This window comes from Herbaspirillum sp. RV1423 (genome assembly GCF_000577615.1).
In the GTDB taxonomy this organism is placed as follows: domain Bacteria; phylum Pseudomonadota; class Gammaproteobacteria; order Burkholderiales; family Burkholderiaceae_D; genus Herbaspirillum.
In genome coordinates, this window is sequence record NZ_CBXX010000044.1 from 18560 (window position 1) to 39928 (window position 21369).

24 protein-coding genes are annotated in these 21369 nt (G+C 50.5%); 4 read left to right on the plus strand and 20 right to left on the minus strand.

Annotation, left to right across the window (positions count from 1 at the left end):
* Window positions 1-46: 46 nt before the first annotated feature.
* The 16 genes from RV1423_RS25095 to RV1423_RS25180 all read right to left on the minus strand — a co-directional run bounded on the left by RV1423_RS25095 (window position 47) and on the right by RV1423_RS25180 (window position 13369).
* On the minus strand, window positions 47-1471 hold the full coding sequence (locus RV1423_RS25095; protein WP_034302966.1) for a DUF6384 family protein: 1425 nt from the start codon (window positions 1469-1471) through the stop codon (window positions 47-49).
* Between the two features lie 3 nt (window positions 1472-1474).
* Window positions 1475-2626, minus strand: a complete 1152-nt coding sequence (locus RV1423_RS25100) for a hypothetical protein (protein ID WP_034302968.1) — start codon at window positions 2624-2626, stop codon at window positions 1475-1477.
* A gap of 293 nt (window positions 2627-2919) precedes the next feature.
* Window positions 2920-3183, minus strand: a complete 264-nt coding sequence (locus RV1423_RS25105; protein ID WP_034302970.1) for a hypothetical protein — start codon at window positions 3181-3183, stop codon at window positions 2920-2922.
* A 234-nt stretch (window positions 3184-3417) separates the two neighbouring features.
* Window positions 3418-3858, minus strand: coding sequence for a hypothetical protein (locus RV1423_RS30440; protein WP_051516941.1), 441 nt, complete (start codon window positions 3856-3858; stop codon window positions 3418-3420).
* Window positions 3859-4111: 253 nt separating this feature from the next.
* Window positions 4112-4396 carry a hypothetical protein gene (locus RV1423_RS25120; protein WP_155835269.1) on the minus strand — a complete coding sequence of 95 codons (285 nt, stop codon included), beginning with the start codon at window positions 4394-4396 and terminating at the stop codon, window positions 4112-4114.
* 150 nt (window positions 4397-4546) lie between these two features.
* The gene (locus tag RV1423_RS25125; RefSeq protein WP_034302974.1) at window positions 4547-4762 is read right to left on the minus strand and encodes a hypothetical protein; all 216 of its coding nucleotides are present in this window, start codon (window positions 4760-4762) and stop codon (window positions 4547-4549) included.
* 79 nt (window positions 4763-4841) lie between these two features.
* Window positions 4842-5861, minus strand: a complete 1020-nt coding sequence (locus RV1423_RS25130) for a hypothetical protein (protein WP_034302976.1) — start codon at window positions 5859-5861, stop codon at window positions 4842-4844.
* A 249-nt stretch (window positions 5862-6110) separates the two neighbouring features.
* On the minus strand, window positions 6111-6692 hold the full coding sequence (locus RV1423_RS25135; RefSeq protein ID WP_155835270.1) for a hypothetical protein: 582 nt from the start codon (window positions 6690-6692) through the stop codon (window positions 6111-6113).
* 60 nt (window positions 6693-6752) lie between these two features.
* Entirely contained in the window at window positions 6753-7181 is a 429-nt protein-coding gene (locus tag RV1423_RS25140; RefSeq protein ID WP_034302980.1) for a hypothetical protein, read from the minus strand.
* Window positions 7182-7278: 97 nt separating this feature from the next.
* On the minus strand, window positions 7279-7485 hold the full coding sequence (locus tag RV1423_RS25145; RefSeq protein WP_034302982.1) for an ATPase, T2SS/T4P/T4SS family: 207 nt from the start codon (window positions 7483-7485) through the stop codon (window positions 7279-7281).
* 167 nt (window positions 7486-7652) lie between these two features.
* Window positions 7653-8036 (minus strand): DUF350 domain-containing protein, encoded by a 384-nt coding sequence (locus RV1423_RS25150; protein ID WP_034302984.1) that lies wholly within the window; start codon window positions 8034-8036, stop codon window positions 7653-7655.
* 14 nt (window positions 8037-8050) lie between these two features.
* Window positions 8051-9166 carry a glutathionylspermidine synthase family protein gene (locus tag RV1423_RS25155; RefSeq protein ID WP_034302986.1) on the minus strand — a complete coding sequence of 372 codons (1116 nt, stop codon included), beginning with the start codon at window positions 9164-9166 and terminating at the stop codon, window positions 8051-8053.
* A 2-nt stretch (window positions 9167-9168) separates the two neighbouring features.
* Window positions 9169-9627 carry a DUF1190 domain-containing protein gene (locus RV1423_RS30995; RefSeq protein ID WP_373419982.1) on the minus strand — a complete coding sequence of 153 codons (459 nt, stop codon included), beginning with the start codon at window positions 9625-9627 and terminating at the stop codon, window positions 9169-9171.
* Entirely contained in the window at window positions 9624-11063 is a 1440-nt protein-coding gene (locus RV1423_RS25165) for a saccharopine dehydrogenase C-terminal domain-containing protein (RefSeq protein ID WP_155835271.1), read from the minus strand. Before RV1423_RS25165 ends, RV1423_RS30995 begins: the two co-directional genes overlap by 4 nt.
* Before the next feature lie 433 nt (window positions 11064-11496).
* Window positions 11497-12051 (minus strand): hypothetical protein, encoded by a 555-nt coding sequence (locus RV1423_RS25170; protein ID WP_034302988.1) that lies wholly within the window; start codon window positions 12049-12051, stop codon window positions 11497-11499.
* An 820-nt stretch (window positions 12052-12871) separates the two neighbouring features.
* Window positions 12872-13369 (minus strand): hypothetical protein, encoded by a 498-nt coding sequence (locus tag RV1423_RS25180; protein ID WP_034302992.1) that lies wholly within the window; start codon window positions 13367-13369, stop codon window positions 12872-12874.
* Window positions 13370-13714: 345 nt separating this feature from the next.
* On the opposite strand from RV1423_RS25180, the gene RV1423_RS25185 reads away from it, so the two are divergent.
* Window positions 13715-14704 (plus strand): DUF4238 domain-containing protein, encoded by a 990-nt coding sequence (locus RV1423_RS25185; RefSeq protein ID WP_081769003.1) that lies wholly within the window; start codon window positions 13715-13717, stop codon window positions 14702-14704.
* Here the strand turns inward: RV1423_RS25185 and RV1423_RS30125 are convergent.
* Complete coding sequence (locus RV1423_RS30125) at window positions 14684-15736, minus strand: hypothetical protein (RefSeq protein ID WP_155835272.1); 1053 nt, start codon at window positions 15734-15736, stop codon at window positions 14684-14686. The two genes, RV1423_RS25185 and RV1423_RS30125, sit on opposite strands and share 21 nt — an antisense overlap.
* A 235-nt stretch (window positions 15737-15971) precedes the next feature.
* Between RV1423_RS30125 and RV1423_RS30130 the strand changes: the two genes are divergently transcribed.
* The 3 genes from RV1423_RS30130 to RV1423_RS25200 all read left to right on the plus strand — a co-directional run bounded on the left by RV1423_RS30130 (window position 15972) and on the right by RV1423_RS25200 (window position 18764).
* A complete protein-coding gene (locus RV1423_RS30130; protein WP_155835273.1) occupies window positions 15972-16283 on the plus strand; it encodes a hypothetical protein in 312 nt (103 codons plus the stop codon).
* 294 nt (window positions 16284-16577) lie between these two features.
* Window positions 16578-16781 (plus strand): hypothetical protein, encoded by a 204-nt coding sequence (locus RV1423_RS25195; protein WP_034302997.1) that lies wholly within the window; start codon window positions 16578-16580, stop codon window positions 16779-16781.
* A 162-nt stretch (window positions 16782-16943) separates the two neighbouring features.
* On the plus strand, window positions 16944-18764 hold the full coding sequence (locus RV1423_RS25200; RefSeq protein WP_155835274.1) for a hypothetical protein: 1821 nt from the start codon (window positions 16944-16946) through the stop codon (window positions 18762-18764).
* A gap of 6 nt (window positions 18765-18770) precedes the next feature.
* On the opposite strand, the gene RV1423_RS25205 is transcribed toward RV1423_RS25200, so the two are convergent.
* From RV1423_RS25205 to RV1423_RS25220, 3 genes are all read right to left on the minus strand, one after another.
* Complete coding sequence (locus tag RV1423_RS25205; RefSeq protein ID WP_051516943.1) at window positions 18771-19421, minus strand: ERCC4 domain-containing protein; 651 nt, start codon at window positions 19419-19421, stop codon at window positions 18771-18773.
* A 1134-nt stretch (window positions 19422-20555) separates the two neighbouring features.
* Window positions 20556-20900: a copper-binding protein gene (locus RV1423_RS25215; protein WP_034303003.1), complete on the minus strand. Its 345-nt coding sequence runs from the start codon at window positions 20898-20900 to the stop codon at window positions 20556-20558.
* A 29-nt stretch (window positions 20901-20929) separates the two neighbouring features.
* A partial coding sequence (locus RV1423_RS25220) for an efflux RND transporter permease subunit (protein WP_034303005.1) occupies window positions 20930-21369 on the minus strand: 440 nt, incomplete at its 5' end.

Consider the following 21369-nt stretch of genomic DNA (forward strand, 5'->3'; position numbering starts at 1 on the left):
TATCTTATATTCCTCAGTCGATTCTTTGCCAAAGACGTTCTTCTCATCACCACTGGTCAATCATGTCGGGATGACTGCCCAACGTCCCGGAGAACGTCGACGCGATAGAATTCGCAGGCTTATCTCCGATGTCACGCACGTTCACATGGCCAGTTTCTCGTTTCTGCCGCTTGAAGGTCTCGTAGGTCTCTTGCGAGACGCGTACACCAACCGTGTTGGCGAATCGCCGGCGCCCGTTTTCCACGTTCATCAGAGGCACAGCCACTCGGTTGCCGGCATCATCAAATGCTTCGACGATCAAATACCAGGATTTTCCGGTTCCGCCATAGGTACGCTCCACGCCTGTCTTTTGGCCGGATCTGTCGGCGACTTTGAACGTCAACCGCGGTTCAGCGTATGCGGTCAACTGCTCCAAATAGGAGACCGAATCCTGAAGTTTCGGCACATCCATGGCCTTGGCGAAATTGTCGGCAGCAGCGATCTCCGCTTGCAACTCCGACGACTGCCCACGGCTCTTCTGACCAATCGCGGCAATTTGGCTCTTTACAGTGGCTAAGCGCCCGTTCAAGTCATGGATTTGATGAGCGTCTTTTAGAATGGCTCGAACACGTTGAACCGCTTCTTCAACATCATCAAGCGTCGCATCCGGATTCAGCAGTGCGGATCGCGCGTCACGGACGGGTGATGCAACTGCTGGTGAGTCAGACGCTACTCCTGTGTAAGTGTGTAAGGTCGCCACCAGCTGATCCAGGTCTGTATTCAAACTCAACAGCTTCTCGACCCAGGTAATTCCAACATAGGCCTTTTTGGCATTGACGCTGACAGTTGCAAGTTCAGCTTCGACCAGGGAGGCAGACCTCTCGCGGACATCAGTCGGTGCCGACGGTTGGTCACCAACTCGGATTTTCCCCACCGCCTCCAGCACAGTACCCAAGTCCTTGTTGCTTTGAGCAGCAACACCCGCGCCCACCGGCAAGCCCGATGAAGATGCTTGCTTTTCAAGACTGATTGCACGCTGACGCCATTCAGATGCTTGAGCGGCCAGCTGTGCTTTATCGGCTGATAATTTCTCGTAGCGGGCAACCACGGCCTTCACTTCCTGATTTGTCCACCAGTGTGATGCCCCGGTGGCGGCACCGATAGCAAGCGTAAGGAAGATCACAAGCGCAGCAGCCTTCCCGACCCAGCGATCGCGGAATACATACAGGTGCGCGAAGACAGCGGCGACTTTCCCCACCACGGGACGCTCGAAGGTCATCCGGCCAGCAAAATACCCTCGCACGCCCTCTTCGATCAGAGCGTCGGCAACTTCGATGTTGTGTACTTTGTAGTATTCGTGGATGCGTTCCTTGACCTGTTCACGTCTCTTGGGTAAGTCCAGCATCTCATCGATGGACTTTCCTTCAAATCGAAGCTTGTCGATAACCGCCGTGACGACGAGTTGCTCTTGAAGTGTGATGACGGCCCCCATCGATTAACCCCCTTGGTTGATAATGGCTGCGAAGCGCTTCTTTCCGTCTTCGACTGCAGCATCGATGGCTTCGGTGGCCTCGGTCGCTTCCTTGCGCGCCTGGGCGATCAGCTTGCGGCTATTTTCCTGGTAATCGACCACCGAATTGACGAAGCGCTGAACAGCCTGGGGATCGAGGCTGGCGCCGTAACCGGCCTTCAGGCCCGCCTCCAGCTGTGTTTGTCCGGTGGTGGCCAAAGCATCCAGCCCCTTGTTGATGCCGTCTTTCATAGCCTCAAGGGCGTTTGTGGCTTCGGCCAAACCAGCATTTCCTGTAAATGCGACGGCCAGACCGCTCATGACGGTCTCATTCGTCGAAAAGAAGCTAGCGGAACGTTCGACTACACGACCTTTCACTTCCATCTGCTGGCGAACGCGCGTGAACAAAGCTTCGGCAGTCGCTGATCCCACACGTGAATCTTCGGCCAAGTCTTTGCAGATCTGGAACCGCTTTTCTTCGCTTTGCAGCCGACGGACGGCTTCGTCCCGGGCCAGTTCGAGTTCGGCCTGCTTTGTGCCGGACTCTGTCACCACCGCCAGCGCTTCGTTCGCTGCGGTGAGTTCGCCCTTGCGCTTATCGAGTTCGTCCTGAGCACGAGCAAGCACTTCCTGCGCGTCGACGATTGCAGACTTCAGGGATAAGCTGAATTCGCCGTATGCCGACAAAATTGCCTCCTCAATGGCCAGCTGCTTGGTGGCGTCAGCTTGGACTTCCAGAAACGTCTTCTGGATCTCATTGAATCTGGACGACACGGAACCGCGCCGGAAATTCATCCAGTGCAGCTTGGCCTTTTCGACCGTGTCCAGCTTACCGTCCGCCATCCATGCGGCCATATTTGCCGCGTCTTCCCGAATGGAATCGAATTTTCCGGTGATGTCTTCAAAACGTGAATAGACACGCATCTCTTTGATACCGTCCCGCACTGCAGCGTTGAATGCTGAGGACTGAGTCATGACGGCGCCGATCGCTGCGACACGATTCGGCTCCAATTCGCTGATCTTGTCCAACAGCTGAAGTCCCGGTACGTTGAATGCCTTGGCGTCGCCAATCGGCAGACCCGCCTTCTGAAGGAAGTCAACGGCGGTATCGAGGTATTGCGCGGTCTTGCTCAGCATTTTATGAGTCCTTGGTCTTGGTTGATCTGGGGCGACAGTAGCCGGAAGTCTCGAAAGTTCAAGTCCAAAAACAAACCCATGGGCGAAAAAAATCGGACCAACGTCTAACGCTGACCCGATCGTCTCAAAATTTCTTGCCTAAAATGTGCTCTGATGGGGGTGTTTTACCCGGTATATGACGCGCTCGCGTCAATATCAAAGCTTTTCCTGCAACCGCTGAAATGAAAACTCGGCCTTGTTGATAACGTTCTGCAAACAAAAACTCCCCGGACCGTTAGGTGCGGGGAGCAGTGTTACTTTGCCTTCTTGATATAGCCGATTACGAACAAAGGCAGGGACAACAAGCCAATGCCGATGCCTGTAAAGCCACCAAACTGCAGATTCTTCCCGAGAGAAAAACTTGCTTCTGTGGCGTTGGGGTTAGCGACCAGAGCAATACCGGCCAGAACAATCAAAGAACTGACAGCCAAGATCAACAGGACTGTCATCAGATATTCTGTGATGATTTTGCGATTCGCTGTGAATTTACCGACGTTGTTGGTGGTGATTGCGTTCATGGTTTCTCCAAAAGGAAATGACGAAAACCATGTCCCTAACGGAAAATGGTTGTCCGTCGGGGTAAAAGTATTTTGCAAGGTAGAACTTGCGGGTGGAATGCTAGATTCTCTAGCTAGGCGCAAGCATGGAAGCGAGCTGGTGATCGCATAGAAACGATCGGGGGTAACAGTCTTGATTATACAGTGCGGTTTTGCTGATCGCAAACGGCGCCAACACTACGACGGTCGCGAATGTTAGGTACTCTTTTTACGAATACCCTGCATAACCTCACCGACCACAAAATCCGGATGCTGTGCCTCAAACCAGTGCCAGATCTCTTCGCGGTGAGTACCAACAGGAAACTGCAAGAACGATTCCTCGATGGTGTCCGCATCTACATCCACTGTTCCTTCGGATACTGGGATGTTGCCAAGTTTTTCCCACCACAAGTAGTAGTCGGCAAGGGTGAGAAGCCGGTACGCGCATGGAAGACCTTTGTCCTTCTCTGCAGCATCTGCCGCATCCTCCAGAAGACCAACGTCTACCATGCCGGGTGCCTCATCGAAGCTCGGACAATCCAAGTCCTCGTTGCAGAATAGCCAACGCCCGTTATTCCCATAAAAAACCTGGGTTACAGTAGGAAAAACACCGTGGACGTGGCGCAGGGCCGCTTGAACTTTCTCGTTGAATTGCATTTTTTGCTCCTAGTCTCAGAAATACACGGAGCTATCCCCTCACGGGAATGGCTTACCCGCGGGGATTAAAATAAAAATGCTAGGTACTCTAGCTAAACGCACGCTGACGCGTGGCTGTGATCGCGTAAAAGCGATCGAAGAAAACAGCCCTGATTATATCGTCAAATATTCTTTCGCAAACGGCGCCGCCGAAAAGAAGGTTGCATGAATCTGCAATATTGATGGCTTCAGCACGCGCATTCTGACGACAAATTCATTTCCCTTTCGGGTCGCCTGACGCCATCAAGTCAGCCTTGAGTTTTTTTCGCAATAATTCCTCGGTCGCATACGCAGCCCAGTCGGAATGCAACTGCGACGCCGCAAACCATTCTGCCGCAATTTTCTTGGCATGCATGACGTCCACGCCATTTATTTCTGCAAAGCTGATCGCCTCTAGCCTGGCCTCATCGGCGGTTTCAATGAGGATCGCACGTTTAGCAGCTCGTTTCTTGTGACCGGTAAATTTTTCATTAAACGCCGGCAATTTATGAACTGGCATTTCCCCACCCCTAAAAAAACGATTAAATACCTGCCTGGACATCTTTGATAGATGCCGGCGTTGCGACACTATTAAACTGTCAGATCAGAACCTCCAGCCGCGACTAAACTATAGAAAACATTCAACACTCATCTGACAATCGGTTGGTGATTATTTCTTCGATGACTTGTACCAGGTACAAAAAGAATTCACGAGCAACCAAAGCGCAGGCGCAGCGAGTGCTCCTATGGCTGTATATGGATTCAGTACAGCGTAGCCGCCAACTAGGTAGGCGATCACCATCGCAAATACCCAAATAATCAACGTGTTGACCGCAAATGCCATCGTGGACCGGCCAAACAAACCATGAAAGGGCAACTTCGTCATTTTCGATTCCTCCTCAAGTGCGAATATCCGACGGGCTACGTCTTTGCAAGACGTGCCCACCGTACATCTATTTAAACCGTCAGACCTGTTTAATTTTCTTGATGTGGCGATGGATCGTCTCAAGTAAAGCGCCTTTGGCGACAGCGAGGTGACGCTCCATATCGGTTGCGTTAAGCCCCTTTTCACCGAACCACTGAAGAAGCACTTGAAACTGCCCCGCGCGCGTCTCAACCGAGAAACCCCCATCGCTCTCCGGCACAAGAGAATCAGTCCTATGGGAACGCCAGGCCCAATTTTCCACCTCTGGCAGTACGAGCGAAAATCGCAAGTTAGCAAGATTCTGCTCGAGGGCGAAGTCAATGTCGACCTCAAGATGCCACACAACTGGGTTATAGGTATCTGGTTGAAAGGCGAAGATACGCACCTCTGGACAAACCGCAGCCAATACGCGCCTGGCCAAAGCGGTACGCACCGATCTAATCGTATCCGAGGGATTCGCTCTCTGTTTGACACCGCGGATGGAAAGTCCGCCACGCCACACGCCATCCAGCAACCGAGTTGTCAAAAGTTCGGCGCCCTCACCACCTCTTGTCACCGACAAGTGGCGATCTGGATTTTCGTAACGGTGAGAGTGACCATCAACGAGCTTGGCGTTAGTACCGCCGTCGGCCGACAAAAACTCCGGGATCAAGAATTTAGGCGAACTCTCAACTACATGCAGCGGTGCATTGATCACCCGTACCATAACGTCATATAAATCGTCGTGATACTTGGCGGCTCCTTGACGATCGTATGGGGCTCTGATGACTTTGATGTCGACCTCGACGCCACCAACAATTGCGGATATGGCGTCCGCTTCGCGCCAGTTTCTTTCTGTCGACAGCTTTGCACGAAATAGGAGCGATGAAAACGATGATATTGGCACCACCAACCCCCTGTCGAGCAAACTTAGCAGGGACGCCTGGGGCTTACCTATGAAGCCATAGGCCAAACCATCGCGTAACGGGAAGGGAAAAACTCGGAAAAGATTGCTTGCGGCGGCGTCGATTTTTTTAACAATCGACGAAAAGACTTCCCGCGTCAAATTTTGGGATGACATATCGTCCTCGAACAGGAATTATCGTTTCGAACTCCGCATTTACTACATTTCGAAACGAACAAGTTCGGGAAAACATGACTTGATGCAGATTCGACTAAGCGGCGGAGAGACGCTCCAGCTGATGATTGCTGAGCCCGTAAGGCATGCGCTTAGGATAACTCAAATCGGTAAGATTTTCACGACAGTGTTCGATTTACACCACGACCATTTTGTAGCAAGGCATTTGACTATGCATCCGCCATTTGCAGATTAATCAACTAACGCAGCCGCCTTGAGCTCAACGAGATTGACGAAGTCCACATTCGATATTGCCGCCGGCAGGAGCTCAGAAACTTCCGCTAACTTATTGGCCTTATAGCTGATGAAAAACTTCTCACAGGAATTGCGATCGGACCATCCGAATCGCCTACAGTTTCTCATCTCCTGTTGTTGTGCGATATTCAAGCCGTGTTGAGCAACCTGGGCCTTCAACACCGTATTTTGATTCAATTGAAGGCGAGTCAACTCATCGCCAAATGCTTTCTCAGCGGACTTTTTCGCAATGATCCTCAGTGCGCTTTCAGCAAAATACTTAGGCTGCTGTGAAAGTTCAGTCCAATTGCATCCCGAAGAACTTTCGCACAGTGACTTTTTCTCTTTAATCTCGTTCAATTCGGCATCACTCGCCAAATGATATTTCGCGCGGGTCAGATATGCCTCGTCCCAACGATCAGAACCAGGACCCCAGAAACTGACAATGGCGCACACAACTGCGAAGAAGATAATTGGATAGACCAAGTTGTTCATCAAACCTTCTCCAATGCCTTCAACTTGTGACGATTCTGCTTTCATTGTCCTTCCCCTATATATCTCTTCAACTTTATTTCTAGCTTGGACGTCCAACACCGTCGCTTACGAGGCAGGAGAGCTTCGCTTCTCCAAAAGGTTCTGGACTTCATGGAGAACGTTAAACACCTTAAAACGAACCTGGGTCGCCGCGGTATTCGATGCTTTTTTTGTCGCGATTTCGAGATCCATCGCGATTTGAACATCCGGCAAGACTTCGCGAATCGCCTTACTGAGTTTCTTGTAGGCCACTGGCGCTTCGGCTTTGCGCTTTGCGCCCCCGTATGTCACGGTCTTGAAAAGATCGATCGCAGCTTGCCTCAGTGGTGCGTTTACACCCACCACGATTTTCTTCATTTCTTCGTATGTCTCAACTGGTTGCTCTTCGAACCAATCCTTCAATTCCTGCAATCCCTGGATCGCGGACACGATCGCCGCAGCTAGTCCCAAAATTTCGATTGTCTCGGAATCGAATGAGTCTTTTGTAACTGGCATTTAGGATCCTCAGGGAGTGAAATGGATGGCTATTATGCCATTTGGAATAGATGCGGTTCCGAAAAAAAGGGCCGCATCTAGACTGTATGATGCACCTTCAGCCCTGGCTTGGCCCTTGCTTGAGTTCACCGATCAGGACATGCTCAGGATCCTGGCGCATGGCATCACGAACCATGTCGGCATACATCGTAGTTTTTCCTTCCCCGGTTTTTCCACTGATGATCGTTCCAGTAAATGGTTTGCGATCTGTCGTGATGTGCACTTCGCGAACATCTTCAATCTGGAGAATACGGTCCTTGGGCATCTAAGTTCCTTTCAAAATTTGGAGGTTGTTATTCAACATGCCACCGAACGGCAGCAGAGTTAGATTAAACCGCATGCATTCGGGCAATGCTGGACGTCAACTACCTTGTTTTTACGGTTTATCGCTATCCAAACCATGATTCAGACAACCCGGAGTCGATTTCTACCCTAGTGCGAGATCGACACTGCATTGAGCAAACCTGCTGCGACGGAAAATGTAGCCACGATCAAGCCGGCAGCGACATTGCCGTTTTCGATTTCTCGCGCCTGACTGCGCAAACAGATGAACACGACGAACTGCACCGCCGCGGTTATACCGGCCCACAAACACATTTCCACAAGCCCTTGGGTATAGTAGATTGACGAAAACAAAGGGAAAACAAACCCCAAAATCGCGCCCGCCAGCGTTACCGCGGCCGCAACGTTACCTTCCCGAATCAACGCAAACTCGCGGTAAGGTGTAAGACGCACGTATGCAGTCACAAAAATTCCAAGCAACAGCATGGAAGTGAAGAAGTACTTAGCGAAGGCGATAACAGCGGCGAGTAGCATTGATGGCTCCGAAATTAAATGAAATAATGCTGCACAAAATTCGACATGTTTGTTGTGATAGGGCTCGTGTCTTCCCGGATCGTCATACCGGCCGGCTGCCCGCCAACGATCCAGGCGCCTACGACCGGATAATGGCCATCGAACTCCGGAAGTAAGCACAGCTGTTGCTCAATCCATCCCTCGGCGCCGTAAGGACCGTCATCTTCTGCGATGACGTTGCCGAGATGAACCAAGCTGACGTTTGCGCCCTCGCGAGAGTAGATAGGCTTCCGAGCAAAGGATTGCAGTTTGCCCGACTCGAAAAATGCAGGCAGCAAGTTGGGATGATCCGGATAAAGCTCCCAGAGGATCGGCAGAATTGCCTTGCTGGACAACACCGATTTCCACATCGGCTCGACAAAGCGGGTGTTGCTTCCAGCAACGTGTGGGCCAAACTCTTCTTTCCAGATCCATTCCCACGGATAAAGCTTGAACAGAGTCTGGATATCTTTACCGGCGCCATCAACGAAAATCTTACGGCTGTGATCGTAGCCGATCTCTTCAACAGTGATTTGGACGCCTTCTCGACCGGCTTGAGTCAGGGTGTCCAATAGATACGCCCCAGTAACCCAATCTTCTTCATTGTCCGCGAGTGTCGCGATATGAACAGAACCATCACCTGGCATTTGCCGCCAATGTTCAATCAGCCTTTCGTGCAGTGAATTGAACTGATCAGCATCAGGCTTCACATCTTCCATCCACTGCCAGGAGCACACAGCTTGCTCAAGAAGTGATGTAGGCGTGTCGAAATTCAGTTCCAGTAGCTTCGGAGGATTCATCCCGTCATAGGCAAAATCGAATCGAGCGTAAAGGGAGAAATCACCCCGATCGAATGACGCCTCAATTCCCTCGTGAAATTGCGACGGGATACCCATTCGACCGAGTTGCTTTGTCTTCAGGACGTGACGCAAAGCATTCATCGACATTGCATTCAATTCTTCCGCTGCTGCCTCAATAGTTTCGATCTGGGCGAGCGTGAATTCGTATGCAACGGACTCGGACCAATAATTGTCCCAGCTATGGAATGACAGCCCTTGTGTCTCCAGTGTTTGCTTGTAATTCGCGCGCGGGACGACGTTTAAACGTTTCATGGTTAGCCCCCCGCCGAAGAAAATCCGTGGGCAGTACTGCCAAACCCGCCGTGGGAAACGGAAGAAACCGAAGAAACTGATGCTCGGCTCACCGACGACGACGAAACCGATCTCGCCACACTCGAACCAGCGGGCGTCAGGTGGCTGTTGCTGACCACTCGACTAGCTCCTGATGGCTCAACGACGACAGGCTGACCCAAACCGCGGTCCCAATAGTAGCGTGGGCCTAAATATGCCCCACCATGGGCGCCACTGGTGCCAGAAGATGATGTGTTTGCGGGCTTGCAATTGTCGGTGTCGCCCCAGTCGTCAATGCAGGCCGACTGAGTCGCGTACATCTGCTGTTGAATTTCCAGCTGCTGTGCCTCTCGCGGCGGTTCGCTTTGATTGGGTTCGCAACCGGTAACTACGGTCACAACCGTTCCGAGCAAAACAAGCTTTACCGAGACCGAACGTTTCATGCGTCAACCCCCTTTTTAATTAAAAATGTTTCAAACGTCATATCTCCCTGAGCACCTGGCGTCCAATCAGTACGGAGAAATCTCAACGACCCCAAATACGACCTGGCAACATCCAGAACGACCTCGTGATCCATATCCTCGGCTTCAACCACTCCCCTATTGGGATTCAACATCATCCATTTGAGGGCGCCTACAATGCCGGCAGCAACTTGTAAGGACGTCGCGGAATTGCAGGCGGCAAGGCTTCGAGCTTCATTGGTCTCCAAGCGAGAGCCGTACCAAAAGCCGCCTTTTGTTGTGAGAAACAACAGGCCCAGATCATCCGATCCATCTCGAATTTCGTCTCGAACAACCGTGGATGAATACGGGGGGCGGTAATTGTTCGCCTTCCACTGCTCGATTGATGCAAGCGTCATTGGCGATGGATGGTATGCGTAGTAGACCGTTGGTCTGTACACCACCTCTTGAGCCGTGCGCACCGTAAGGAGACTAGTCAACGATGACGCCTCGTGATGTGGGACGGCCAACGCTGATACGGGCCCAACCGCCGGCGCCCATGAATGAACTGGTGTATCTACACCCCGCGTTGTCAGGTAAATGGACGAACGATCCCCTTGGTTATGGCCAGACGCGCCTGTCGGCCATGAAGGTTCGTGAGTCCCCCAACCGATTTCAGCCTGCTGACGTAGCTCCGAAAGAAAACCGTGGACGGACCAGGTATTAACGAACTCGCCTAACAGCGGCGCACGGCCGGTACGTTGGGAGTCGTATTCTGCAATTTGTATCACTCGTACGCCGCAGCACTCTGCCAGTTGCGCCCAATCTCCATCGAACGGGATGCCGAATTCTGCTGCGATGCGAAGTAGCCCCTCTTTGGCCAAGTGAGTGATCAATCCGGGATTCGCTCCATGAGCAATGACTGCGGTAGGGGCCCCCTCTTCCGACAGCTCCAGAGCACGCCGGCGCAACTCATAATTTGTTGTCGCGCCGACATCCTGGCCAGCATAACCGCCCGGCCAAGGTTCAACGCACGTATCGAGATAGTTGACCCCGTTGTCCCTGGACCACTCAATTAGCGCCAAAGACGATACATCGACACTGACGTTAATGATCCAATCCCCTTGAGTGGCAAACTCAGCCAGTACTTCCGCAAAATTGGATTCAGTAAGAGGTAGGCATAGGTGCGCAATGCCCAGCCGACTGGCATCGCCGGTGCCATTTTTGTCCGCAGCTATTGCAGTGATCTGGCCTGGAAGGATGTCTAATTCTTTAATCAAGAGCGGCACCAAAGCCGGCCCGACCAAGCCAAACCCCACAAGCACAACTCGATCAGGCCTTTGAAAAGATAATGATGACATTGTTATATTTAGAAACCTTTGATGCTTGAGCGTGCCATAAAGTCTGGATTGTTCAAGCCCCTGTCCGGTGAGATTCAAGTCGCACGCAAAAGAAGAGTCACAATGATGCCATTGCCGACAAAAAAATATAGGACGCGCAGCACGCGATTTAGCCCCTTTTCTGTCACTTTTCGAAAACGAAATCTCGATTGCTCCCGGCGCACCGCAATATCTGACGGTAATTGCGAACCGCTCCTAAATTTCTGACAATAAATGCAAAAGCCGACCAACAGGCCGGCTTCATCTGAACGTCAACTCCTATTTGTCTTGTCTGATTAAGGCGTCCCGTAGAGCTTGAACGGCCCAATCCTGACACGGGCGAGAACTAGACTTTTCAGGATCGTTCAACCAAGAGCGCACAGTCCGGACTGAACACGGGCGATGGGTATGCGCACAAATAATCGCCGCCGCTTGTGCTTGGGTCAGCTTATTTTCAACAAGGATGGCCTGAAATGCTTCGCGATTATCCACGCTATTTATTGACAGCGCTGTTATAGGCGTTCTGTAGATCTTGCACCGTTATGCCCTTAGACTTGTTCCCCGCCCGTTCCTCTATCCATGTGACTCTCATTGGGCCTTCCGACGGGACTTCAAGGAGCTTACAAATCCGCCGATGGATCGCGACCTGAAACTCACTTCTGGCCTGAAACAATCTTTTGTTCCAAAACATCACTTGCAAGGCGATCGCCATAAAAGCAAAAAGAACGCTTGCAAACAGAAGCACACGAAGACCTTCTGAAAGTTGAGCGGGAGTGGCGTTTTGGAATGAGGCTATTGCGTCCGTACCGAAGTCCGAATACGCGCAGTATATGGCGTACGCTGAAACCATTGTGCCGAGCACAAATATGTAGAGTCTCACGAGATCGATGACGAACCTGGTACTAGCGGCGAGATATTCTCCAGCTTGCGCAAGATAGAGTCGTTTATCCCGACGAATTTCCGCCAAGATCGCCTTGTATTGCTCCAACGGCACAGAGCCTACTTCAACGTCATGGATGTATACGTGGGCAATAGATGATTCGGCCATATTTCCTCAATTTAGATGTTTGCTGGACTCTAGAGCGAATTTCAATAATAGGCACTTGTGCCTATTCTCGCAAGTTGAATTTGAAACTACCGGTTGCTCCCCAACGTGCTTTGGACCATCGACGCCATTCACTTACACCGATCAGAGATTAGAAAAACATGACCCAGACGTTCTGGCATCCTTTATCCTTACATCGACAGTGTCGGGATTGGACGCTACGGACGCCCACCCGAAGCGATCAGCCGTTCTGTGGACAGCTGCGCCACAGACAATTACGACGTCGCGATCGACAAAGTCAGTCTCAGGCTGTTTGCGGGTGCCGCGTTGTATTTCAGATATTGCATACCCGCGCGCGGCAGCTTCCGGGGCCAAACCGACTCCAAGAAAATTGAGGCATATATTCTCCATGAGAGATCGCCTGAGAAACCCGCCGCCTGGACAGAGTTGCCCAGGCGGTTTGTGATTGCCGATAATACCGGCGCTATGGTTTCTTAAATTTAGCCTTCCCAGTGCGCTACCGGCGCCAGGCGCTGGCCGAACTGGTTATAGCTGTGTCCGCACTGGACGCAGTCGCAATCGTCTGCGCCTTCCAGTTCAACGATTCCCCCGCAGCCACAGCGAACAGAGCCTGGACTGATGAGTTGATACGTTTTCGAATCGCGTGTCGGTGGTTGAATCCAGGCGATGCTCATAATGCCCCTTTCCAGATCGTCATGTATATCTCCGAATAAAAGCCAGACTATCGACCTCCACGACAATCCAACGTGATGCTGCTATTGGCGATCACGTGGACATCGGGAGACCAACAGCCAGAATATGGTTAGCCGTTAGATTGATTGCCCTGGCTGCCGTTGGCGAGTCCATCCAAGATACCTTGAATCGACTCTACAACTGCGTAGCGCAACACTTCGTAGTCAGCTGCCGATACAACCGTTTCGTTCGCATTTAAATTGCGATCGTAGTCGTTCACTTTATCGAGCAACTCCTGCAACAGCGTTGAGGTCGGCGCGATGATATTTGCGTTCGCAACTGGCGCCGCGGCATTCTCAATGCGAACGAGTGAGAAGCTCTCGCCGTTCCCTGTTCGCTCGATGCGAAACGTTGGTTGGTCCTCTGATGTTGCCTCGAGAATTTCAGTGTCGAGTTGTTCATGAGGTTCGTTTCCGGAATAGTCAGCGGAAGAAACTGTGTCGACTAACGTCTTGTCGAGCACGGACATCTCCTTCTCGCTGAAATCCGCAGGGACTTCAACGACAATTCCATATTTGCGAATCACCAACTCAGCCAGTGTGATGCGCAGTTTTTTACTTTTGGACATATATATTGCTCCGATTGGATGCGGAGCATCCCAGCGGGATTGCCCCGCTAGGGTTGAAATATCTGGTTGACGAGAATCGTCTCCAGGTGAGCGCGGCCCTTTTTGGCACCGCTAGAGGAAAATGCTGGTTACCCAGCTGAAACCCACGGACTGTGGGGTAAAAATCTGTAGTTAGCCTTTGCCGGTAGTTGACTTGGCAAGCTAGAGATTTCTGAGAATGGGATTTTGTCCGAAGGGACCGAGAAAGATGCTGATGCGCCGTCAGCTCGGAAGAAGGATGCGAGAGTTATTATACGATAATTGCATTCTCACATCACACCAGCAACAGTCGAGTCTCTACCATACATGGAAAAAAAGAACCCACAGCCGCGGCGCCACCACTATCTACCTGCGTATTATCTGCGCGGCTTCTCTCCCACAGGCGACGGTCTTTATATGATTGATCGTGATTCTGAGAAAATTATTGGCGCCAAGACGATCAACCTCGCAAATCAGAGGGACTTCCATGTGCTAGACGGTCATGCGGAAGCTGATCCACAGGCATTAGAAAAGCAGCTATCAGTTCTTGAGGGGAAATTCGCCTACGCTCAGAAGGACATGATCGCTGGCGGATTTATGAACCCCGCCACGAGGTCCATGATGATTGGCTTCCTTTCTATGATGCGCATGCGAGTGCCGGCAATCAAAGAGCATCTGGCCACTTCTAACGCCGAACATATTCACGCGCAACTGACGAATATGGAGAAAAAGGGATTGCTGCCAACACCACCTGAAGGACTAGAAGACGTGCTGGCCGCTAAAAATCTTCAAGTTGTCATGACCAACTCGTCTTCTCTCGAAATGATGTTCGGAATGGCGTTTGATTTAGAGGTGCTGCAGCTGCTGCATAAAATGCGGCCGACTTTGCTTCAGGCGCCATTCGGTACCAGATTTATAACCAGCGATCAGCCAGTAACGCTCTATCACCCTCGTGCGCACAAGCACCTGGGTGTCGGACTCACTACTCCAGATGTTGTTCTCGGATTAGCGCTTACTTCACGTTTCGCATTTCTGCTCTCGAATGAACCTGGCGGCCCAATCAGTCGCCTGGCTCCTCAAGACGAAGTGGAAGAGATGAACCGAAGAACGATCCTTATGTCGACTAAATATATCTTCACTGGAGAAAACCCTGAAGCCGTTAGGCCGGTTCTGAAAAAATACAGCGGGCAGAAGTTCGGTTTTCAATACGAAAAAGTGTCGAAAGGCCGGCGAAGCGGATGGCTTCACTCGGCCATTCCCGTGGGCCCGGAACTGAGATATGCCTTCTCTCCCGCCTCAGAGGGGCTGAATGGGTAAACCATTTTGTTGATGTGCTCGACCTTGGGCTGCAACATAAGTTGCCATCGCATTGGACCAAGGTCTGGAAATACGGAATTCGCCGTAGCGCGAAAGAAATACCGGCCACCGTGCACTTAATAGGCCCTGACGCCTAGCCCCTGGGCGTATCCAGATCCAATCTAATTCCCAAGCGGCGTCTTCTCCTCCGTTTTGTGCTGGCATTCTAAAGGCGGCCGCACCATCGATACTTCCGTCTGGCCGCGTGAATAAGACCCCTTCGCGCAACTGCTCTCTGACATTGCGTACGGGTCTCTCCCATTGCGTTGAATCGAATCGCATTTCCCGCTTGAATTCAAGCGCTCGCTCATACATGTGACGGTGTAGCCAGAAATCCGATGTGCTTTGCACGAAGACCATACCTTGACCAGGCTCGGATAACACGACCAATGAAGGAGTAGGCGCCGGTTCGTACAATTTTTCCCATCTTGCATGAAATGCCCGATGAGCCTTACTGGCATCAGCATCGCCTCGTTGACGGTCAAATCCGCAAAGCTCGCAGTGAAGCATTGCTTGAATTGGTTGGGGGCGCCAATTCGCTGCCTTAATGTTGATACTTTGCACCGATCCAGCGATCAGTTCCGCGCTCACCTGGCATCGCGTAGGTGTTCTAAACTCAATAGCGTCCGAACGTGACTCAACCGGTTGTGGGCTACTTGTGGTCAACCGCAGAAAAGTTTTGTTGCGTGTCGTCTGATACCAGTAGACCGCATTCTCAGCGAGGGTCACCTCTGCAAGTCGAACAACCGACGGACGGACTCGCGCGACCGCAGCCTGTGCCGAAACAGAAAAACCGAGACATTCAAAGAAAATCATGGCGGCGACCGCATCTATTTCATATACGGCAGATAACGTAGCAAAATCTGAATTCAGCTTTTGCGGGCGATTGAAAACCATCAAGACCGGAACAGCAAGCTGGCGTAGTAGATCTTCAAGCGGAAAATCAAGTAGCCGACGATCCATCCCTGAAAGAGTTGTGGCGATTTCAGCCAAATGAACAAACCTCCGCCCTTCCCGCTCTGGCCAATGAATTTCAGTTACGGATGTGCTCCGAGAATGCGGGGACCGCAAACGGTCGAAGATTTCGTGTATCAATGGTGAAGATAAAACCATTTCCATTTTCTCTTTTGTTCTCCGATTCAACTAAAATCTGTGCTACATATTCGTGGCGAAGAGCTTGTGGGGGAAAACCCGCCGCGTCCGCCCGTTAAAAAGAAAAGGATAGAGTATGGAAGCGTCAACCGCGGTCAAAACAATCGAAAGATTGCTGGCAGTTTTTAGAGCACTGCCTCCAGGAACCGCTCGAAACGATACCGCGAATTGTATCGCCTCGCTCATCACAGCCTTGCCTCTTCTAATGCTTGACGATTCTGAGCGTGAAGCGTTCGAAGCCTACGTACGGATCATTCAGAGCGAACTAAGCCAGGTTGAAGCGACAGTTCTCGAAAACGTGGTCGGCTGTGGCCTTTCTTCAGATCCACCAACAGACAAAGGTCCCCCCTCGCGTCGAATGTTGTTCAAAAATAGATCCGGCCCCTGATAAGCTGAATCGCTTGCTCGACATAACTGGTTGCCGTTCCCCTTCCTACGGCTAGAAATGTTTGACAGTGCATCGCACATAGCTGACAATGGCAACCATTCGCAGTTCTTTGCTCCTTTTCGAAGATCGATCAGGCAAGTTTTCCCCGCGTCTTCTGACGCACCTCAGCTACTTCGTAGCATCAATTTTAGGTTAGCTGTGCTTCCACGCCAGTGATACTTAAATCATCCTCTTTGGTTGAAACTTCTCACATTCTTTGTGTGACTCTATTTCATTTTTTTGAAAGGAATTATCATGAATTGGATTCTGCTCGTAACATTTTTGAATCTCCCAGTTCCAAACACAGCAGCGTATATCACCGGTGGCAACAAACTGGTGTTCGTTTCTGAATCTGAATGCATGGAAAAACTGAATCAAGTTCAACCAGCGTTCAAGCGCGATGAAAAACTGCTCGGCTCTGCAGTTACGCTTAAATGCGTAGATGAGTCCAAGCTGTAAATCATCGTACTAAACAAGCTTCAAACAAAAGCCCCGCTTTGCGGGGCTTTTTTATTGCCATCAAAGATCGACTGACATTCAGACGCACATTATAGTGTGTCGACAAAAGCCATGCCGTAAGGTATAGATGCAAAGCATTTAGTCAATCACAAAACTTCTATTATGGCCGCTTCAAGTTCTCCCTATTCATGGTTCCTTAGCCTATACGCTCCGGCGGTGAGAGATGACAATTATCACCAATTTCGTTATTTAGGATTGGAATCCCCACATGTAGGATCGGTCGGTGCAGCGATTCAACATCTGAACTCAGGCCCGGCTGCGCTCGCGTACCTCGAAGAATCAGGATTGCAGGTCCCCCATAACCTTCACCAGCTCCTCCCTCTTACACAATTTTTATTCCCATCCCAAATAGACGAATCACTAACGATAGGGGATCTGCTTACAAGGTCACTAAAAGCGGATGGCAAACTGGCGTTTGATCTTCGCGGATACTTATACGATACCTTTGCGTACGAAATGGTAGAGCCGATTTATCATGAGCTATTGCGATCCGAGCACGAACAAGAACTTCTGGACGAGTTGAAAGTGTCTTCCAGGGAAGAAGGCTTTCAGAAGATATCTAGCCCCCAAACCAAAGACCACATTGCCTCAATTCTTTTCGATTTCTTCCTTTCTGAAATGAAGAGTCGAACGATTGTGTCGTTGTTCCATAACAACCGTCAGCCCAATGGCTATATTGATGATCTTGACTTAGCTCTCAGTCATGTTGGAACACCTCTGAAGAAGAGTGTGATCTCGATTACTGAAACAACCATGCCGGATGAGTCTAGCGAGCTTCAGCAAGCAATGCCATTGGAGATTGAAATAACATTTTCACGCTACAACGAACATGGCGTTAGCTTTCCGGTGCGTGCGTACGAATGGTGTGCAACTCTGTCGCCGGCGACAGATGATAGGGATCACATCGCTTACGCATGCGGGATGATCTACACAATAGACAGAGCCCAGGGTTCTCCAAGTGATTGGCGTTCATTTTTACATCAGGCAGCCGACCAGGTTGCTGACACGGATGTATTACAGATGAACTCGTTCTTTGAGCAACATGACGATGCATCGGAACTGATCTTGAAATCGGATCTCTGCTTTTGTTGGCTTTGGGAACGGAAAATCTCTGCCCCGGTCGGATCAGGCGCTCTTGTACTCACAGAGATGGTGAAAGCAGTCCGAAAGAAATTTAAAGGAGTTGGTACGCTTATTCTCGATACCAGGCCCTCTCAGTTCCGCTATTGGGACGAGCCCTTCGACATTCCTTTGATTGCGGTGCAAAAGCAAGGCGCCATTGAATCCATTACACATTACGTCGGCAGTCTAAGCCTGCCAAAAATACAGGTTCGACATATTTTCAACAAACATGAGGGAAACCAAAACGCAGCGATGCTCGCTCTTGGTTCTGAGTATGCAAGGAATGCCCTCGAAAAAGGAATGAATGCAAGTGACATGTCCGAGGAAGAAGAAGACGACGATGATTTCTTATTCTTAGGTGACTATATGTTCTACAAAGATGAGATCGCGCGGCTACTCGAGTCTTGTCAGTATTCAAATTTAGCCGATCTCGTCAGAAGCGAGCAAGCTAGCAATTTCTTAATTCGGTCAGCGCTAACCACCATTTTACTCAATGACAGAATTCCATATTTACCGTTCGTTAGTCAAAGTGAAGATGAGGATGTATTTGCAGACTCCATTCCATTGCCAGACAAGATCTGGCATCAAGTTCCAGGAATTATAGAGTTTGGAAAAGCGTTACCTGCCGGCTGTGAAATCATCAGTGTCTTGCAATGTCTCGAAGGACCTGAGATCCTCATTTGCGTTGAAGTTGATCATCCCTACGAGATCAACAGCTTATACACATTAATACCAAAGCCGATTTCCTGTAGCCCTACTTCGGTTCAAAAAGCTTTCAAAAAGTTTCTCAAATCTGGCTGACATTTTCTATACCTCATTCAGTTGACTCCAATGGGCAATTTCATATATTCGCTCAGCTGTCTTTCTTCCTATGCCTTTGCATTCGCAAAGCTCATCTATTGAGGCATCCATAACTTTGTGTATTGTTCCAAAGTGTTCTGCAAGGGCGACAGAATATTTATGGCCAACACCAGGTAGTCCCTGTAACACATAATGCACAGCCTGCAAATTTGGCTTCGGCTTTGCCGGCCTTAACACTGGTTGAGCCGGCAGTCCGAAGTGCAGATGTTTGCTCATAGCGACTAATAAATTTGCAGATTCTTGAGCATTTTTTGTCGATACCACGGAGACATCTTGTAGGGCTATTAAATATGAAATAGCACCTCCGATTGCCTCAGGCTTCATCAATGATCGTTGAGTGTATACGTCCCCTTCAATCAAAATTATTTGCCTGGTGAACGACATCTTCATCTTGCCGACCTGCTCAAACAGACGACTGTCTTGAATCGACATCACAAAATCTGATGCCGACTTCCGCTCGACGACCGTATCATCTCTGAGAATGTAGTCGCCGGTATCGAGCTCCGCAACTTCAACATCCAGTCCGCTGATTCCACGAAGCGCTTCGATAATAGTTGAGCGCGATTCGCGGCTATCGACAATAATTTTATGTTCCAATTTGGGACTGCCTTTCTAATTTTTGACACAAAACGCACAGACTAGGATCCGTGCTCGGTGCCGAGGTTCAGCTCGGCGACTTATTCCTATTGTGGATCAGGCCGGCTCTCAAAGTGATAAGTGTTCCGTGGGGTTCTAGGCACCCCAGGCATATCAGTGTCACGACCGTCACCTTCGTCGCCAACTCACTTCGAGCGATACTTTTTCACCTATCGGCCAAAGCTTTGGTGTCATTGTGTACGACCGCAATTCTCTACCGCTTGTCAAAGCTTTTCTGTGAAGGTTGAATTCTTATGCAGTCGTCTAGCATTAATCAGTGTGCAGTGCGCGACACGTATGCGATTGATCATCACGCACGATACTACGGGCATCATTGAGATTTGTTATAACTATTGTCTTGCTGGTCTCACAAACTACAGGAGCTGCAAGGTCCGCAATGTTCGCATCTGCGAGAGTCACATTTGACAGCTGTCTGGTTGCGCCATAGATCGCCTCTTCCCAGGAGTTGTACTGGTGTGCTGCGCTTTGTGCAAGATCATCGACGGGAAGCTTCCAGATGACAACGTAACCTCTCACCGACGCCAAGTTTCGTGTTTGCTCCATCAATGACTTACCAGGCTGCAGAGATACTGTAGCGCAGTACCCAGTCGATGCAGTAAGAGCAAGAATAGTTGCTATCAACATTTTCTTCATCATGTTCCTTCAGTACTGGCTCCCGGCCAGCATGCGGGGCACATCAGCGCCGTTTTTTTACCCATTCCTACTGCTCTATTCGCCCGCCCCCCCTGCTGCTACTTAGTGCCCGGGAAATTGCCTCCTGCGACATCTCCGCCGCAGACGCATCTACCGCAGACACTTCTTTGAGGACATGGTCGTGACCGTCAAATGCATCGGCCCATGTTGAATATCGGATTTGCTCAATGATCTCTCCGCGCAGAAAGACGATGGTTTCAAATACCTGAACATCACCAAACGGTACTATCCGAGGATCGGCCGGGATTCGGGAATTTTTTGCAGGAATGATGTTAAGCCCATGATTTAAAACGGATTTCCACCCGCACTCCTTATATGAAGGCCGCTCTTTCGTGCCCGCTGTTAGACTTCCACCACGAGCACGAACATGAGCAAGTTGTTTTATTTGGCTGGACGTATTCCAGTGATCACAGGCGCCGCACCGCTCCCTTTTAGGTCGAAGGAAACCTGCTCACCGACCATGAGTCCACGGAGCAATTTCTCATCAGCTACTATGAAGCCCATGGTCATCGCTGGCCAGTTAAGTTCTTTGATGGGCTGATGAGCCAAATTAATGGTTTTCTGCTTTACATCAATAGCTTTGATGACGCCTATACCGTGTGCGGTCTTCTCGGTCTGCTCACTTTTACCCATATTGCTCATATTCCCCATGTCCGCAGCAAAAGCCGACGGCGCGCCAAGGAAGACAAAGCTGGTGAATGCTGCAGTGACGAAATTATTTTTCATGATGGATTTCCTTTCAGGTTAAAGATAGATCAAGCCTGTACAGCTTTGGGTTGGTGACCGCGCATCAAGCGATATGCAGCCGGAATAACAAACATGGATAGCAATGGCGCTGTGATCATGCCGCCGACCATGGGTGCGGCGATGCGGCTCATGACTTCGGAGCCAGCACCACTTCCCCACAAAATAGGTACCAGGCCGGCCAGAATAACGGCGACGGTCATGGCCTTGGGACGAACGCGCAGCACGGCGCCTTCCCGAATCGCGTCTTCAAGAATGGAGATCGTCAGCGTCGCTCCTGTTCCCTGTCGAGCAGCTACCGCCTGCTTCAAATACAGCAGCATAACCACGCCGAATTCGGCTGACACGCCCGCTAAGGCGATGAATCCCACACCGGTGGCAACCGACAGGTTGTAGCCTTGCAGATAGAGGAACCAGATGCCACCGACCAGCGCGAACGGCAGCGAAGCCA